This window comes from Streptosporangium album (assembly GCF_014203795.1).
Taxonomy (GTDB): domain Bacteria; phylum Actinomycetota; class Actinomycetes; order Streptosporangiales; family Streptosporangiaceae; genus Streptosporangium; species Streptosporangium album.
The window spans coordinates 1,564,665-1,580,916 of the sequence record NZ_JACHJU010000001.1; the positions used below are offsets into that span (position 1 = coordinate 1,564,665).

Sequence of the window (16,252 nt, forward strand, 5' to 3'; positions counted from 1 at the left end):
CACGGACTCCGTCCGGTCGTTGACACTTCACCGTGGCCCCCGGCACGGCGGGCGCGCCGGGGGCCATGCTCACGCGCGGGTCAGCAGCGGACGAGCAGGCCGGTGATGGCGGAGCAGGTCGCGGAGGCGGTGTCGTTGGAAGACCGGGGGTCGGCCGGGGTGCTGTCGAGACGGGCGGCCGTGACGGTGAGGTGGTTGCTGATGGTGAGCAGCTGGGTGTGCAGGCCCAGCGATCTGGTCACGGAACCGCCGGCGGGGAGGGCGCCGAGGTCACAGGTTGCGGTGCGGGCCGAGGTGTTGACGGCGCAGCCCGGGGCGCTCGGCTGGGCGAAACCCTTCGGGTAGGTGAAACGCAGGCGTGCCGCGGTCGCGGTGGCGGGGCCCTGGTTGGTGACGGTGGCGGTGAAGGTGGCGTAGAGGACGCCCAGGTTCTTGGGTGAGGCGTCCAGCGAGACGGCGAGGTCGGCCGCGGGCGGGATGGCGTTGATCGTCAGGTCGCCGAGGTCGGTGGTGACGGGACCGTCGTCGAAGTTCTCGGTCAGGGTGGCGTGCAGGGGCACCGAACCGGATGCGGTGTCCTTGAAGGGGAGGTAGACCACGGTGCGGTTGGTGTCGCCCGGGTCGAAGGAGCGCCAGTCGACCGTGATCGTGCGGGTCGCGTTGTCGCCGGTGACGCCCTGCGTGTGGCCCTCCACGTCCGGCGACCACCAGGAGAGGCCGCCCACGTTGAGGCTGCTGTCGGCCTCGGGGGCCAAGGTGATGGTCAGCGGGGCCGATCCGACCGCGCGGCCGGAGGTGTTGGTGTAGGTGAGGTCCAGCAGGGCCTCGGCGCCGGGGTTGACGGTCCTGGGCGCGGTGAGCGTGATGTGTCCGGGCTGCCCGATGGTGATCGTGGTGGCGTCGTCGGCGGCGGCGGGCGCCGGACCCGCCAGGCCGGCGGCGGCCAGGAGCGCCAGCAGGACGCCCACCACCGTGGATGTCCGGCGCGTACGGCCTGGTGCGGCGCTTGTCGTCGAGGACACGTCTTCTCCTTGGTTCGGCGGGGAACAGCCCGATGGCCGCCGTGTGCGGAACCCCGCCGCCCCCGTCCGGCGCGGGGCCGAAACAGACGGGTTGAATCGCTCCGTACACGATGACACGCAGAGTGTGACGAATCTTCGTGAAACAGGTGGTGGTTTTGGCATTTCAGATGAGATCGGCATGATTTCGCTTCAGCCGGAGAGGTCCGCCGACCCGCCGACCCACCGATCAGCCGTTCGGCCGTTCAGCCGTTCAGCCGTTCAGCCGTTCAGCCGTCTTCCGGCTTCAGGCGAGCCGAGAGCCGGCGCAGCACCCGCAGGTCGGCCTGGGACAGCTCCGACAGGGCGGCGGGCGGGCGGTGGAGCTGCCGGAGCACCCGCGCCCGGAGGTCCTCACCGTGACCGCTCAGGACCACGACCTTGACGCGGCGGTCGGTCGGATGGGCCTGACGCTCGACGTAGCCGTGCTTCTCCAGCCGGTCGACGATCCAGGTGACGGTGGAGGCGTCGCAGCGCCACATGTCGGCCAGCGCGCGCATCGGCTCACCCTGACCGGGGACCAGCCGCATGAGGGCCTTGAGGTCGCCCGGGCTGACGCCGAGCTCGGCGACGGACTCCAGGTTGCGCTCGTGCTCGGCCAGAAAGAAGTCGTACAGGGCTTCCCAGATCTCGGACCTGAGCCCTCCGTCCTGCTCAGGGTCACGTTGTTCCATGGCGACCATGGTATGTCCGTCGCATGGATCTGAATATTGGATGAATGATAAGGTTGGATTCCTCAAAGCATCTGCTAGCGTTGTGACCCACAGCACATCGAGCACGAGGAGCCCCCATGACCGTTCTTGTCACCGGTGCGACCGGCCGCGTCGGCAGCCGGTCCGTCCCCCGGCTGCTCCAGCAGGCCGGAGCCGTCCGCGTGCTGGTCCGCGACGCCACACGGGCGGAGCCGCTCGCCAGGCTCGGCGCCGAGGTCGTCGTCGGCGACCTGCGTGACAGCGGCGACCTCGACGGCGCCCTCAAGGGCGTCGACGCGGTCGTCCACCTCGGCGCGGCCTTCCGCGGCGTCTCCGACGAGGAGGCGATCGCCGTCAACCACACCGCCACCGTCGATCTGGCGGCCGCCGCCCTGCGGGCCGGCGTCACCCGGTTCGTCTACACCAGCACCAACCTCGTCTACGGCCCCGGCCATGGCCGACCGGCCGCCGAGTCCGTCGAGCTCGCCACCCCCGGCTGGGCATATCCCACCAGCAAGGCCGACGCGGAGAGAGCGCTCCTGGAAATGCACCGGACCGAGGGGCTGCCCCTGCGCATCGCCCGCCTGGCCTTCGTCTACGGCGACGGCGACCCGCACCTCGCCGAGTCGCTGCACTGGGCACGCGACTGGGCGGCGCACAAGCGCCTGCACATGGTCCACCACGCCGACGTCGCCCAGGCGCTGGTCCGGCTCATCTCGGCGCGGGGCGTGGACGGCGAGACGTTCAACGTGGCCGACGACGCGCCCGTCACCGCGCTGGAGCTGTGCGACCTCAACGGCGAGCCGATCCCCGCGGAGGCGGCGAGCCGGGCGCTCGACGACCCGTGGGAGGGCATCGTCGATCCCTCCAAGATCCGCCGCGAGCTGGGCTTCCGGCCGCTGTATCCCACCGTCTACACCGCCAGGGACGCCGGCGCCCTGTGAAGGCGGGTCCCCTGTCGCCGTCATGACGATCCGGCGGAGCCGAGACCGATGACTTTTGGAAGGACGGCGGATCTATACGGGGTGACACCACACCAAGGAGAACCCGATGGATCTTCCACAGATCGTTTCGCGAGGCGAATGGCTGGCCGCCCGCAAGGAGCTGCTCGCGCAGGAGAAGGAGGCGATGCGTGCCCAGGACGCGGTGACCGCGCGCCGCCGCGAGCTGCCGATGGTCGAGATCGACAAGGAGTACGTGTTCGAGGGCCCCGAGGGGAAGGTGAGCCTGACCGACCTGTTCGAGGGGCGGCGCCAGCTCATCGTCTACCATTTCATGTGGCTCCACGACCGGCGCGAGGGCTGTCCGAGCTGCTCGCTGGTGACCGACAACATCGGCCACCTGGCGCACTTGCACGCGCTCGACACGAGCCTGGTTCTGGTGTCGCGCGCGCCGTACGACGACATCGAGCCCTTCAAGCGGCGGATGGGCTGGACCGTCCCGTGGTACTCCTCGCACGGAAGCGACTTCAACTTCGACTTCCACGTCAGCTTCGACAGCCTCGTGAAGCCGGCCGAGTACAACTACAAGGACCAGGCGACCCTGGAACGGGAGGGCCTGACCACGGCTCTGGTCCGTGACGGGCAGGACGCGCACGGGCTGAGCGTCTTCCTGCGCGATGGGGACCGGGTCTTCCACACCTACTCCACCTACGGCCGAGGCGCGGAGACCGTGGTCGGCACCTACCACTACCTCGACCTGACCCTGCTGGGCAGGCGCAGGTACATCAACCAGTTCCTCCACCATGACAAGTACTGAGCGATGACCGGCTGGATCACGACCCTCGCCTGAATCGCGTGAAAGGGGGCGCGATGGCGCGGGATGAGGATTTCGTCCGTCTCACCGACCCGTTCCGCCGGGAACTGCTGACCTACTGCTACCGGATGGTGGGCTCGGGCGGCGACGCCGAGGACCTGGTGCAGGAGACATACCTGAGCGCGTGGCGCGCCTACGACGGCTTCGAGGGCAGGTCGTCCCTGCGCACCTGGCTGTACCGGATCGCCACCAGGGCGTGCCTGAAGGCGATCGAGCGCGACGGCCGCCGGCCGCTGCCCTCGGGGCTGGGCGCGCCGGGCGACGACCCCGACGCGCCCCTGGCTCCGACGATGCCCGAGGTGCCGTGGCTGCAGCCCCTGCCCGATCCGGCCACGGTGGTGGAGTCGCAGCAGAGCATGCGACTGGCCTTCGTGGCCGCCCTGCAATACCTGCCCGCCAGGCAGCGCGCCGTGCTGATCCTGCGCGACGTACTGACCTGGCGGGCGCGCGAGGTGGCCGACCTGCTCGAGACCTCGACCGCCGCGGTCAACAGCGCGCTGCAGCGGGCCAGGGCACAGTTGGCGGGGGCCTCGCTGGAGGAGGAGAAGCTGGCCGAGCCGGCGGACCCGTTCCAGCGGGACGTGCTCGACCGCTACACGGCCGCCTTCGAGAACGCCGACATCGAGGCGTTGATGAAGGTCGTGACGGAGGACGCCGCCTGGGAGATGCCGCCGTATCCGACCTGGTTCGTCGGGCGGGAGCACATCCGCCGCCATCTGGCGCCCCGCCTGGACGCCGTCTTCACGGCGCTGCCCGTCAGAGCCAACGGGCAGCCGGCCGTCGCCCTCTACCGGGACGGCCGGCCGCACGCCATCCAGGTGCTCACGGTCACTACCGAGGGCATCACCCGGATCATCACCTTCCATGACCATCCAGGCCTTTTCCGGTCGTTCGGCCTCTGAAAAACCGGTGCCGATAAGGTCGGGCCCATGCTGCGCTGTGCTCGACGGCTACCAGGGAGTGGCCCTCGGTCGGGCCGACTGGTCGTCGGTGGAGGTGACGCGCTTCCGGGAGCACCTCACCTCTCCGGACGACCTCGTGCGGGCGATCGGGGACTACGAGATCGTGGTGATCATGCGGGAGCGGACCCCGTTCCCGGCGTACCTGTTCGCCAGGCTGCCCAAGCTGGGGCTGCTCATCACCTCCGGGATGTGCAACGCCTCCATCGATCTTGACGCCGCCAGGGCACACGGCGTGACCGTCTGCGGCACGGGGAGCGGCTCGACCCCGTCCGCCGAGCCGACCTGGGCCTTGATTCTCGGGCTGACCCGGCATCTGGTCCCCGCACGGGTGTGAGCATCCGGTAGGCCGGCCGGGCGCCCTCCCCGGAGATGAGTCCGCCCGGCGCGGGAGAGTCCTTCTCCGCCGCGACGGAACCCGTCACGGATTACGCCGTTCGAACTGACCGGAGGCCGTGTCGCGATTACAATGCGCGAGCATAGGTCAACAATCGGTAAAGAGGTGCTCGTGGGGCGACGGCGGATCGTGATGGCGCTCGCGGGAGCGGGAGTGGCGGCCGCGGCGGGAGCGGCGTTCCTGCTGTCCGGCGGGCAGGGGTCGCAGGCGGCGGGGGTCGCCCCGAGGGTGCCCGCCCCGGGGGATCCGCTGACCGGTGAGGAGATCACACGGGCGACCGGCATCGCGTCGGCCACCTTGCGGGCGCACATGACCACCGGGCAGGTCGACCTGCTCTATGTCGAGCGCGACGACGACAAGGACGTCGAGCAGCGGCGGGCCGACGCCTACCTGTACGACTACGCCGCCGACAAGCTGATCGTGCGGACCGTGGACCTCGGCCAGGGCAAGGTCGTGGAGGAGACCGCGACGCGGGGCGTGCAGCCGCCGCCCTCCGCCGCGGAGGAGGTCAGGGCCGCCGAGCTGCTGCTGGCCGATCCGGCGTACGGCACGGGCGTGCGCGAGTCCTACGCCAGGGCGTCCGGCGGCGGGCGGTTGCGGTCCGCCGCCGACCTGGGTCTGCGGGGGCTGATCTTCGTCCCCGGCCAGGAGAGCGGGGGCGAGCCGTGCCGGACCCACCGGTGCGTGCGGCTGTTCGTCCGCTTCCCCGGCGCCACCTGGCTGGACACCAGCCGGATCGCCGTCGACCTGTCCGCCAAGAAGATCTACACCCTGGAGTGGTGACCGTGTTCCTGCGCCTGGCCCTCTCCTTCTCCCTGCTCTCCCTCTCTCTTTCCCCGCTCGTCGGCGCCCCCGCCGCCGCACACGCCACGCCTGCCGCGCATCCCCTGCCCGCAGCCCCGGGACAGGCCCTCGCGCCGGCGTCCGCCGCGCGTCCTCTGCCCGTCCCGCCCGCACCCACCGCACCGGCGCGCGGCGCCGTATCGACACCCACCGCCCCGGCACAGGCCGCCGCGCCGACGCAGGCTCCGCAACCTCCGTGCAGCGCGCCGTACCTGGTCGACACGGCCCTGCCGAACGGCGCGCGCTGGCAGCTCTGCTGGGAGATGCGCACCATCGAGGGGCTGACGCTCACCAAGGTCGTCTACACCCCCCGGGGCAACAGGCCGGTCAGCGTGCTGCGCAGCGCCGCGCTGGCCCAGATCCATGTGCCCTACGACAGCGGCAATCCCCGCTACCACGACATCGGGGCACTCGGCCAGTCCGCCATCCCGTTGCAGGCCGCCGACTGCCCCGGCGGCGAGCGCCGCGGGCAGTACGTCTGCGTGACGACCCGCGCACGTGGCCACGCCTATCTCAAGTCCGGCTACGACGGGCCCAACAGATCGGCGCAGGGGCGTGACCTGGTGGTGTTCGCCGCCTTCCAGGTGGGCTGGTACACCTACCTGGTCGAATGGGCCTTCTCCGACGACGGGGCGATCACTCCCCGCGTGGGTGCGACCGGCTCGCTGGCGGGGACCACCACCACGCCCGAGCACGGCTGGCCGATCGGCGTGGGGAGCACGAGCTTCGAGGAGAGCCACAGCCACAACATCTTCTGGCGTCTTGACTTCGACATCCAGGGCAAGGCGGGCGACGTCGTCGAGCAGTACGACTTCGCCGGGTCCGGTACGGCCAAGCGGAGCCTGAAACGTACGGCCTTCACCACGGAGACCAAGGCCGTCAACAGCCGGATGCGCTGGTGGCGGGTGCTGGACAAGGGGGTCCGCAACGCGGACGGACACCCCGCCTCCTGGGAGATCAACAACTCCGACAGCGCGGAGTACCGCGGCCCGGCCGGTGAGGCCTTCACCCGCGCCGACCTCTACGTCACCCAGTATCGCCCATGCGAGCGCCTGGCGACCGTCAACCCGTCGCCCGGATGCGCGACCTCCGTCGACCGTTACGTCAACGGCGAGAGGCTCACCGATCCCGTGCTCTGGGTCAACGTCGGCTTCCACCACGTCGCCCGCGACGAGGACGCCGACCCCATGCCGACCCACTGGCAGGGGTTCCGCATCACCCCCCGCGACATCACGGCCAAGAACCCTCACTGATCCACACGCGGCGGTCCTCCTGACGTCTGGTGATCCGCAGCACCACCAGGATCGCGAGGACCGCCGCGAGCAGCGTGGGGCTGAGGAGAAAGAGGTGCCACCAGCGCGTGCCGCCGGAGGAGAACCGGCCTCCCATGGCCAGGAGCGCCCCGGAGGCCAGCGGCAGCACCCAGACCCCCAGCAGCCACGACACCCACCAGGCCCAGACCAGCCACGAGCGCATCTCCCCACCGATCTGCTCGCCGCGCAGGCCACCGGGTCTGGACGACGCCCAGACGTCGTCCACGATCTGCCTGGGGAGCCACCAGTTGACGACCGGCAGGAACCAGCCCAACACGATGAAGATCCGGAACCAGCGGTGCGGGACCCGGCTCAGCGTCTCGGCGTTCGCCCGGGCCCGGAAGAGCCAGACCAGGAAGGCGACCCCTCCGACGGCGTAGGCGAGGGGCCGCAGGAAGAGCATCGCGACCGCCGGCAGGTCGCTCCAATCCAGCAGGAAGCCGTCCTCTGACATCCGCTTCAGCGCCGCGCCGATGTCAGGGCCGCCGAGCATCCAGACGGTGTCGGCGAGGGAGGTGATCCCCAGTGCGACCACCGCCCCGGTGGCGAATCCGCGCACGGGTCGCAGGGGGCGGGGTGGTGGGGGGAAGGAATGCATCGCCGTCCTCTGCGTGATCAATGGACCGGCAACAGTATTTCTGCAAGAGACAGGGGGCGACAATTCCGATTTCACCGCTCCCCTCTTCGCACTTTTTCCGACACGCATGGTGATAGCGGACAAGGGCATGGGATGGGGTGCCCGGATAGGGCAGGGTTAGGGGATACCGATCAATGGGAGTGATCCATGAACGCGCACTTGGACCTGGAGCGCCTTGCGGGTGGGGCACACCACGACCCGCACTCGATCCTCGGGGCACATTCCGGGCGGGGCGGCGTGACGGTCAGGGCGCTCCGGCCACTCGCCAAGAAGGTCCAGGTCCTCGCGGACGGCCAGGAATACGACATGAAGCATGTCGCCCACGGGGTGTTCGCGGTGACGATCCCCGGCCTGGACAAGATTCCCGACTACCGCCTGCGGGTGACCTATCCCGGAGCCGAGCCGTACGAGACGGGTGATCCCTACCGGCACTGGCCCACGCTGGGCGAGGTTGATCTGCATCTGATCGGTGAGGGACGCCACGAGCGGCTGTGGGAGGTGCTCGGCGCGCGGGTCATGCGGCACGAGGACGTGGACGGCACGGCCTTCGCCGTGTGGGCGCCCAACGCGCGCGGCATCCGGGTGATCGGCGACTTCAACCATTGGGACGGCACCGCCTACCCCATGCGTTCACTCGGCAGCTCCGGAGTCTGGGAGCTCTTCATCCCCGGCCTGGGCGCGGGCGACCGCTACAAGTTCCAGGTCCTCGGCGCGGACGGGGTCTGGCGGGCGAAGGCCGATCCCATGGCCCGGCGGACCGAGGTCCCGCCCGCGACCGCGTCGGTGATCGAGCACTCCTCCTACGGCTGGCAGGACGACGTGTGGATGCGGGGGCGCGCGGACCACAGCGCGCCGGAACGGCCGATGAGCACCTACGAGGTGCATCTGGGCTCGTGGCGGCCGGGACTGTCCTACCTGGAGCTGGCAGACCAGCTGGTCGACTACGTGGTGGACATGGGGTTCACGCACGTGGAGCTCATGCCGGTGGCCGAGCATCCGTTCGGCGGTTCCTGGGGCTACCAGGTCACGTCCTACTACGCGCCGACGGCCCGGTTCGGCAGCCCGGACGAGTTCCGTCACCTGGTGGACCGGCTCCACGGGGCGGGCATCGGCGTGGTGGTCGACTGGGTGCCCGCGCACTTCCCGATGGACGACTGGGCACTGGCCAGGTTCGACGGGACGCCGCTGTACGAGCATGCCGACCCGGCGCGGGGCGAGCATCCCGAGTGGGGCACCTACATCTTCGACTTCGGCCGCAGGGAGGTGCGCAACTTCCTGGTCGCCAACGCGACGTACTGGCTGCGCGAGTTCCACATCGACGGGCTGCGGGTGGACGCGGTCGCCTCGATGCTCTACCTCGACTACTCCCGGCGCGAGGGCGAGTGGACGCCCAACGAGTACGGCGGGCGGGAGAACCTCGACGCGGTGGCGTTCCTGAAGGAGATGAACGCGGTCGCCTACCGGGACCAGCCGGGGATCGTCACGGTCGCCGAGGAGTCGACCGCCTGGCCGGGTGTCTCCCGGCCGGTGCACCTGGGCGGGCTGGGCTTCGGGTTCAAGTGGAACATGGGCTGGATGCACGACACCCTGGCATATCTCAAGCACGAGCCGATCTTCCGGCAGTACCACCACCACCAGATGACGTTCTCCCTGATGTACGCCTACTCGGAGAACTTCGTGCTGCCGCTGTCGCACGACGAGGTGGTGCACGGCAAGGGGTCGCTGCTCGGCAAGATGCCGGGGGACGAGTGGCAGCGGTTCGCGAACCTGCGGGCGCTGTTCGCCTTCATGTGGGCCCACCCCGGCAAGCAGTTGCTGTTCATGGGCGGGGAGTTCGGCCAGGGCTCGGAGTGGTCGGAGGAGCGCGGGCTCGACTGGTGGGTGCTCGACTTCGACGGGCACAAGGGGGTCCAGCGGCTGGTCCGCGATCTCAACCGGGTCTACCGGGAGACTCCGGCGCTGTGGAGTCTCGACGCCTCCCCCGAGGGTTTCCGCTGGATCGACGCCGACGACGCGGCGGGCAACGTGTTCTCCTTTCTCCGGCGCGCCCAGGACGGCTCGGCCATGGCCTGCGTGGTCAACTTCTCCGGTGCGCCGCACGAGGACTACCACCTCGGCCTCCCCTTCGGGGGTCCGTGGGATGAGGCGATCAACACCGACGCCTACGACTACGCGGGCAGCGGCGTGGGCAACCTCGGCACCGTGGAGGCGGTGGAGGAACCCCATCACGGCCTGCCGTACTCCGCCCGTCTGCGCGTCCCGCCCCTGGGCGCCGTCTGGCTCCGGCACGCCGGCGACAACGTCGTGGAGGTGCCCGTCACGGAGGTGGCCGCCGTGGAGGCGGAGGCGGAGCAGATCCTGGAGGAGGCGGCCAGCGGGGAGACCGGGGACGGAGCTCCGGCTGAAGCGGCGAAGGAAGTCACGAGGAAATCGGACTGACCTGAGCGCGTACGCCAACCGGGAGAAATACGTTTTCCACCTGATTTCCACCCGTCCGGGCCGGTCACGCACTGCGTGACCGGCCCGTTCCATGTCCGGCGGGTGTATGACGGGCATCCGGCGATTCGCTGGGGGCCGACAGAGCATTGACCAGCCGGGAACGAGAACCTACTCTTTAGAAATTAATAGGAAACTTTCCTATGAATACGGGGGCTAGGCACTCTTTGACCTGGAGCGACCCTTGCGACGAATCACCATCGGCTCCCTGATCGCAGCCGCAGCGCTGCTCGTCCCCCTGGGGATGAGCAGCGCCACAGCCGCCACTCCGGCCACCGCCACCTACGCCACCGCCTCCGACTGGGGCTCGGGCTTCGAGGGCAAGGTCACCGTGAAAGCGGGGACGAGCGCCCTGACAAGCTGGAAGGTCGAGTTCGATCTCCCCTCCGGCATCTCGATCCCCTCCGCGTGGGACGCCGACCTCACCAGGAGCGGCAGCCACTACACCTTCGTCAACAAGTCCTGGAACGGAGCGGTGGCGGCGGGAGCCTCCGTCAGCTTCGGGTTCAACGGCGCGCCCGGCGGGCTGACCGGGGTGCTGAACTGCACGCTCAACGGCGCCGCCTGCAACGGCAGCGGGAACCCCGACCCGACACCCACGCCGACCCCGACGGTCACCCCCACCCCCACCCCGACGCCGACCGTCACCCCGACCGGCGGTCCCTCGGGTAAGAAGGTCGTCGGCTACTTCACCGAGTGGGGCGTCTACGGCCGCAACTACCACGTGAAGAACCTGATCACGAGCGGCTCGGCGGCGAAGCTGACACACATCCTGTACGCCTTCGGCAACACCGCGGGCGGCAGGTGCGCGATCGGCGACTCCTACGCCGACTACGACAAGGCCTACACCGCCGACCAGAGCGTCGACGGCGTGGCCGACACCTGGGACCAGCCGCTGCGCGGCAACTTCAACCAGCTCCGCAAGCTGAAGAAGGCCTACCCGAACCTCAGGGTGATCTGGTCCTTCGGCGGCTGGACCTGGTCGGGCGGCTTCACCCAGGCCGCGGCCAACCCCGCCGCGTTCGCCGACTCCTGCTACAACCTGGTGGAGGACCCGCGCTGGGCCGACGTCTTCGACGGCATCGACGTCGACTGGGAGTACCCCAACGCCTGCGGTCTCACCTGTGACAGCAGCGGCCCGAACGCGTTCAAGAACGTGATCTCGGCACTGCGCTCCAAGTTCGGCGCCAACGCCCTGGTCACCGCGGCGATCACCGCCGACGGCTCCAGCGGCGGCAAGATCGACGTCGCCGACTACGCCGGTGCGGCCTCGAACCTCAACTGGTTCATGCCTATGACCTACGACTTCTTCGGCGCCTGGGACGCCAAGGGCCCGACCGCTCCGCACTCACCCCTCACCTCCTACACCGGCATCCCCAAGGACGGCTTCAACTCCGACGCCGCGATCCAGAAGCTGAAGTCCAAGGGCGTCCCCGCGAGCAAGCTGCTCCTCGGCATCGGCTTCTACGGCCGAGGCTGGGCCGGCGTGACGCAGGCGGCTCCGGGTGGCACCGCCACCGGCGCGGCCCAGGGCACCTACGAGGCCGGTATCGAGGACTACAAGGTCCTCAAGACCAAGTGCCCGGCCACCGGCACCGTCGGCGGCGCCGCCTACGGCTTCTGCAACGGCCAGTGGTGGAGCTACGACACCCCGGCCACCATCGCCGGCAAGATGACCTACGCCAAGAACCAGGGGCTGGGCGGCGCGTTCTTCTGGGAGACCAGCGGCGACACCGCCAACGGTGACCTCATCAGTGCGATCGCCAACGGCCTCAACTAACATTTCGATCACTCGGCCCTCCGTGTGCGTCACGCCGCGGAGGGTCGAGCCGTTTCCGAAAAGATCCTCATAATCCGGATCAAGGTATTCTCTCGGAACAAAAGGCTGCTTAGACTCCGAATCGCCCGTTTAATCCCCCCCCGGAGGACGTGTGCGACTTCGAGCCCTCGTGGCCCTGGCGATCGTGCTCACTGTCGCCCCTGGCGTTCCCGCGTTCGCCGAGAACCCGCCCGCATCTCCTCCGGCTGCCACCGAGGCTCCTCCGGCACCCGTGACGCCGCCGCCGGCGCCCACCGAGACACCGGCACCGGTGCCCAAGCTGGAGCCCGGGCTCGCCGCCGACGGCGACGGGGCCCGCGTCATCGTCGAGGTGACCGCCCCCGCGGAGGCCGCACCGGTCGCGGGCGCGGCGCGGGAACTGCCCGGCGCCGAGGTCGTCCTCCAGCCGCCGGACACCTCGTTCATCGTGGTCGACGGCACGGGCGAGTCCCTGGCCGCGCTGGCCGCCGACCCCCGGGTGGTGGCGGTCCGCCGGGACCGGGCCTACTCCCCCACCTCGCTGGCCTCGAGCCTGAAGCTGATCGGAGCCGACCAGGCCCAGGCGGAGGGGACCACCGGCGAAGGCAGGATGATCGCGGTCATCGACACCGGGATCGACCGGAACCACCCCGCGCTGAACGGCAAGGTCGTCGAGGAGGCCTGTTTCTCCGCGACGGACGACGGCGCGAGGTCCCTCTGTCCCGGCGGGCGCACCGCGCAGACCGGGCAGGGCTCGGCTGACGCGACGACCTCCGCGTGCGTGGACGGCGCCGTCAACCTGTGCGACCACGGCACCCATGTGGCGGGGATCGCCCACGCCGTCGCGCCCGGCGCGGAGATCGCGGCCATCCAGGTGTTCAGCCGCATCGACGACTGCGGGGAAGGGGGAGCCTGCCTGAGCGCCTACGAGTCGACGATCCTGCTCGCCCTCGACCACGTCGCCAGGCTGAAGGACACCCACCCCGGCCTGGTCGCGGTGAACCTGAGCCTCGGTGGGGGCCTCTACGAGGGTGCGTGCGACGGCGAACCCGAGATCGGGCCGATGAAGGAGAAGATCGAAGCCCTCCGCGCCAAGGGTGTGGTGACCGTCGCCGCCGCCGGGAACGAGGGCGTGACCGGCGCCGGAGCCCCCGGATGCGTCTCCGGGGCGGTGACCGTGGGCGCGACGGATGACGACGACCGCATCCCCGAGTGGTCCAACCACGGCTCCGTGCTCGACCTCTTCGCCCCCGGCGTCGAGATCGACTCGTCGGTGCCGGGCGGAGCGACGGCGGTCTACAACGGGACCTCGATGTCGACCCCGCACGTCACGGGCGCGCTGGCGGCGCTGGCCCAGAAGTCCCCCGGCGACACCCCGGACGCGCTCGTCGGCAAGCTCACGGCGGCGGGCCGCCCCATCGTCTACGACGGCGTGACCACCCCCCGGCTGGACCTGTACGGCGCGCTCACCGGCCGCGCCCCCGCACCTCCCGTCACCCAGGATCCCGGTCCGGACGACCCCGTCCCGGACCCCGACCCGAGCTCCGGCCCGTCGCCGGAACCCGATCCGGCGGACACTCCGGCACCGGCCGACCCCACTCCGGTCCCCCTGCCGACGGTGACGGTCACGGTGACCGTCACCGCCACGCCCGCCGTTGCGCCGGCCGTCTGCACCCGGGGTACGGCGAAGAAGACACTGACCGCGGCCCAGTGGGCCGTGGAGATGACCCGGGACAAGGGAGAGCTCACGGACGAGACGCTCGGCTGTTACCTGCGCCTGGTCGCGAAGGCCAGCGAGGTCTTCCCGGAGCTGACGCGCGCCACCACACCCGGCACGGCCTACCGGGTGCTGCGGCCCGCCGCGAAGACCAAGATCACTGGGAAGGTCAAGCTGGAAAGCGAACTGCTTGCCGCCTGGCTGAACTGGGCACACGGCGGAGTCAACTTCACCGCCAAGACCAACGAATCGACCACCGTCAGGCAGGCCCTCGCCTCGGCGGAGCGGCAGCGGCTCCAAGGAACATACTCCTCCAAATACTCCACGATGCTGAAAAAACATGTGAACTCGCGACGTATCGCGTAAGCACTGGATGGGTCGCTTAGGGTGATACCCATGGACGCGACCAAGGTGATCATCGACGGCGTCGACCGGTTCCGGCAGCGGCGCACCGCCCCGCTGGTCCTTGAGCTCGACCTCACCGAGGGCCTGACCGAGGGCCCTCCGGCCGATCCGCTCAGCGCGCTGTTGTCCATGCGCAAGACGAGCCTGACCGACGTGCTGTCCGCGCTGAAGCGCGCCCGCACCGACCCCCGGGTCAAGGCGCTGATCGTCAAGATCGGCACCCGGCCGCTGGGGCTGGCGATGGTGCAGGAGCTGCGCCAGGCCGTGGTCCACCTCCGAGCCGCCGGCAAGCTCACGGTCGTGTTCGCCGAGACGTTCGGCGAGTTCGCCACGGGAACCATCCCCTACTACCTGGGCAGCGCCTTCGAACGCGTCTACCTCCAGCCGTCCGGCGACGTCGGGCTGACCGGTGTGGCGATGGAGCAGCGTTTCCTGCGCGGCGCGCTCGGCAAACTCGGCATCGAGCCCCAGATGGGCCAGCGGCACGAGTACAAGACCGCGGCCAACACCTTCACCCAGGATCACATGACCGACGCCCACCGCGAGTCGATGGGCCGGATCACCGAGTCGGTCACCGAGCAGGTCGTGGCAGGTGTCGCCGAGGGCCGCGGGCTGGAGCCGGCCCGGGTCCGCGAGCTCGTCGACCAGGGCCCGTTCATCGGCGCCGAGGCCGTCGAGGCGGGGCTGGTGGACCGGCTGGCCTACCGCGACGAGGTCTACGACGAGGTCAAGCGGGCCGTCGGCGACGACGCGCTCCTGCTCTACGTGGGCCGCTACGGCAAGGGACCGATCGCGAAGAAGCTCCCGCGCCCCGGTGAGCAGACCGTCGCGCTGGTCCACGGCCACGGTGCGATCCGGCTCGGCCGCAGCGGGCGCAGCCCGCTGGGCGGTGGCAGCTCGATGGGTTCCGACACCGTCTGCGCCGCCCTGCGCGCCGCGCGCCGCGACGAGCACGTGAAGGCCGTCGTCTTCCGGGTGGACAGTCCCGGCGGTTCCTACGTGGCCTCCGACGCCATCTGGCGCGAGGTCGTGCTCACCCGCAAGGCGGGCAAACCGGTCGTGGTCTCGATGGGCGACCTGGCCGCCTCCGGCGGCTACATGGTCTCGATGGCGGCGGACGCGATCGTCGCCCAACCCGGCACGCTCACCGGTTCCATCGGCGTCTTCGGCGGCAAGGCGGTCATCGGCGGGCTGCTGGAGAAGATCGGCGTGACCTCCGAGACGGTCGGCGAGGGCGCCAACTCCGCGATGTTCTCCCCCACGAACGCCTTCTCCGCGGCACAGTGGACACGGATCAACGCCTGGCTCGACCGGGTCTACGACGACTTCGTGAACAAGGTGGCCGAGGGCCGCGGCCTGACCCGGGAACGCGCCCACGAGCTGGCGAAGGGCCGGGTCTGGACCGGCGCCGACGCCCACGAGGGCGGGCTCGTCGACGAGCTGGGCGGCCTGGAGGATGCCCTCGCCCTGGCCCGGCGGAAGGCCGGACTCCCCGCCGACTCCCCGGTCCGCGTCTATCCCAGGCTGAACCCTCTGGAGCGGCTGCGGCCGCCGGAGTCCAGTGAGGACAGGACCGCCGCCCTGGCCCAGGTCCGCCTGGAGGCATGGGGTCCGCTCGCCCACCTCGCCACCGAGCTCGGCCTGCCGTCCTACGGCCCGCTCATGCTCCCCGGCTCCTGGACGATCCGCTAGGAGATCCCAGCGACGACGCACGGGAAACGGTTACAGGGTCAGCGGTACCCGTACGGAGGTCATGATCGGCCCGGGTACGACGCAGTTGACGCGTGCCGCAGGGCCGTACTCGACTGCGAGCTGCCGGGTGAGAGCCGTCAGGCCGCCTTTGGCCGCCGCGTAGGCGGGATGCCCGGGGAGACCGACGAGAGCGTGTACCGATGAGGTGATTACCCTGGCGTCGCCACTCCGAGCAAGATCGGGTAGCAGCCGGCGGGCGGCCGATGCTCCCGAGGAAGGCCGGAGAGGCCAGCGCGGCGGCGTAGTTGTCCAGCCCGGCGTAAATTCCCTGGCGATGCCTCCAGACCTGCAGGATCCGACCGACAGGGGACTTTAATAGTATTTTATTAAAAATACAAGGATGAACCCGTCTTGTTACGTTGCGTTGAAC

At 70.0% G+C, this 16,252-nt stretch carries 14 protein-coding genes; 10 read left to right on the forward strand and 4 right to left on the reverse strand.

The genetic code is table 11. The features are described from left to right. Positions 1-80 precede the first annotated feature (80 nt). Together FHR32_RS07325 and FHR32_RS07330 are read right to left on the reverse strand one after the other, a co-directional pair. Positions 81-1,022, reverse strand: coding sequence for a DUF11 domain-containing protein (locus tag FHR32_RS07325; RefSeq protein WP_184753602.1), 942 nt, complete (start codon positions 1,020-1,022; stop codon positions 81-83). 266 nt (positions 1,023-1,288) lie between these two features. Then, the gene (locus FHR32_RS07330; protein WP_184753603.1) at positions 1,289-1,732 is read right to left on the reverse strand and encodes a MarR family winged helix-turn-helix transcriptional regulator; all 444 of its coding nucleotides are present in this window, start codon (positions 1,730-1,732) and stop codon (positions 1,289-1,291) included. Between the two features lie 116 nt (positions 1,733-1,848). Here FHR32_RS07330 and FHR32_RS07335 point away from each other — a divergent pair, with 116 nt between their 5' ends. The 6 genes from FHR32_RS07335 (at position 1,849) to FHR32_RS07360 (ending at position 7,017) form a co-directional block, all read left to right on the forward strand. Next, entirely contained in the window at positions 1,849-2,694 is an 846-nt protein-coding gene (locus FHR32_RS07335; RefSeq protein ID WP_184753604.1) for an NAD-dependent epimerase/dehydratase family protein, read from the forward strand. A 106-nt stretch (positions 2,695-2,800) separates the two neighbouring features. Further along, positions 2,801-3,508, forward strand: a complete 708-nt coding sequence (locus tag FHR32_RS07340) for a DUF899 domain-containing protein (RefSeq protein WP_184753605.1) — start codon at positions 2,801-2,803, stop codon at positions 3,506-3,508. Between the two features lie 53 nt (positions 3,509-3,561). Beyond that, on the forward strand, positions 3,562-4,467 hold the full coding sequence (locus FHR32_RS07345; protein ID WP_184753606.1) for a sigma-70 family RNA polymerase sigma factor: 906 nt from the start codon (positions 3,562-3,564) through the stop codon (positions 4,465-4,467). A gap of 37 nt (positions 4,468-4,504) precedes the next feature. Further along, positions 4,505-4,861: a Rossmann-fold NAD(P)-binding domain-containing protein gene (locus FHR32_RS45800; RefSeq protein ID WP_312882115.1), complete on the forward strand. Its 357-nt coding sequence runs from the start codon at positions 4,505-4,507 to the stop codon at positions 4,859-4,861. 171 nt (positions 4,862-5,032) lie between these two features. Beyond that, entirely contained in the window at positions 5,033-5,704 is a 672-nt protein-coding gene (locus FHR32_RS07355) for a Tat pathway signal sequence domain protein (protein ID WP_184753608.1), read from the forward strand. Then, positions 5,701-7,017: a copper amine oxidase gene (locus tag FHR32_RS07360; RefSeq protein WP_312882118.1), complete on the forward strand. Its 1,317-nt coding sequence runs from the start codon at positions 5,701-5,703 to the stop codon at positions 7,015-7,017. The genes FHR32_RS07355 and FHR32_RS07360 overlap by 4 nt, the downstream gene beginning before the upstream one ends. Here the strand turns inward: FHR32_RS07360 and FHR32_RS07365 are convergent. After that, positions 6,995-7,636, reverse strand: a complete 642-nt coding sequence (locus tag FHR32_RS07365; RefSeq protein WP_184753610.1) for a DUF4328 domain-containing protein — start codon at positions 7,634-7,636, stop codon at positions 6,995-6,997. The genes FHR32_RS07360 and FHR32_RS07365 overlap by 23 nt on opposite strands. Positions 7,637-7,861: 225 nt before the next feature. On the opposite strand from FHR32_RS07365, the gene glgB reads away from it, so the two are divergent. The 4 genes from glgB to sppA all read left to right on the forward strand — a co-directional run bounded on the left by glgB (position 7,862) and on the right by sppA (position 15,822). Then, a complete protein-coding gene (glgB, locus tag FHR32_RS07370; RefSeq protein ID WP_246466025.1) occupies positions 7,862-10,153 on the forward strand; it encodes a 1,4-alpha-glucan branching protein GlgB in 2,292 nt (763 codons plus the stop codon). Positions 10,154-10,394: 241 nt separating this feature from the next. Then, positions 10,395-11,990: a glycosyl hydrolase family 18 protein gene (locus FHR32_RS07375; protein ID WP_246466027.1), complete on the forward strand. Its 1,596-nt coding sequence runs from the start codon at positions 10,395-10,397 to the stop codon at positions 11,988-11,990. Positions 11,991-12,141: 151 nt separating this feature from the next. Continuing rightward, complete coding sequence (locus FHR32_RS07380; RefSeq protein WP_184753611.1) at positions 12,142-14,091, forward strand: S8 family peptidase; 1,950 nt, start codon at positions 12,142-12,144, stop codon at positions 14,089-14,091. A 30-nt stretch (positions 14,092-14,121) separates the two neighbouring features. Then, a complete protein-coding gene (gene sppA / locus FHR32_RS07385) occupies positions 14,122-15,822 on the forward strand; it encodes a signal peptide peptidase SppA (RefSeq protein ID WP_184753612.1) in 1,701 nt (566 codons plus the stop codon). Between the two features lie 30 nt (positions 15,823-15,852). On the opposite strand, the gene FHR32_RS47175 is transcribed toward sppA, so the two are convergent. Further along, complete coding sequence (locus tag FHR32_RS47175) at positions 15,853-16,188, reverse strand: SDR family oxidoreductase (RefSeq protein WP_184756400.1); 336 nt, start codon at positions 16,186-16,188, stop codon at positions 15,853-15,855. Positions 16,189-16,252 lie beyond the last annotated feature (64 nt).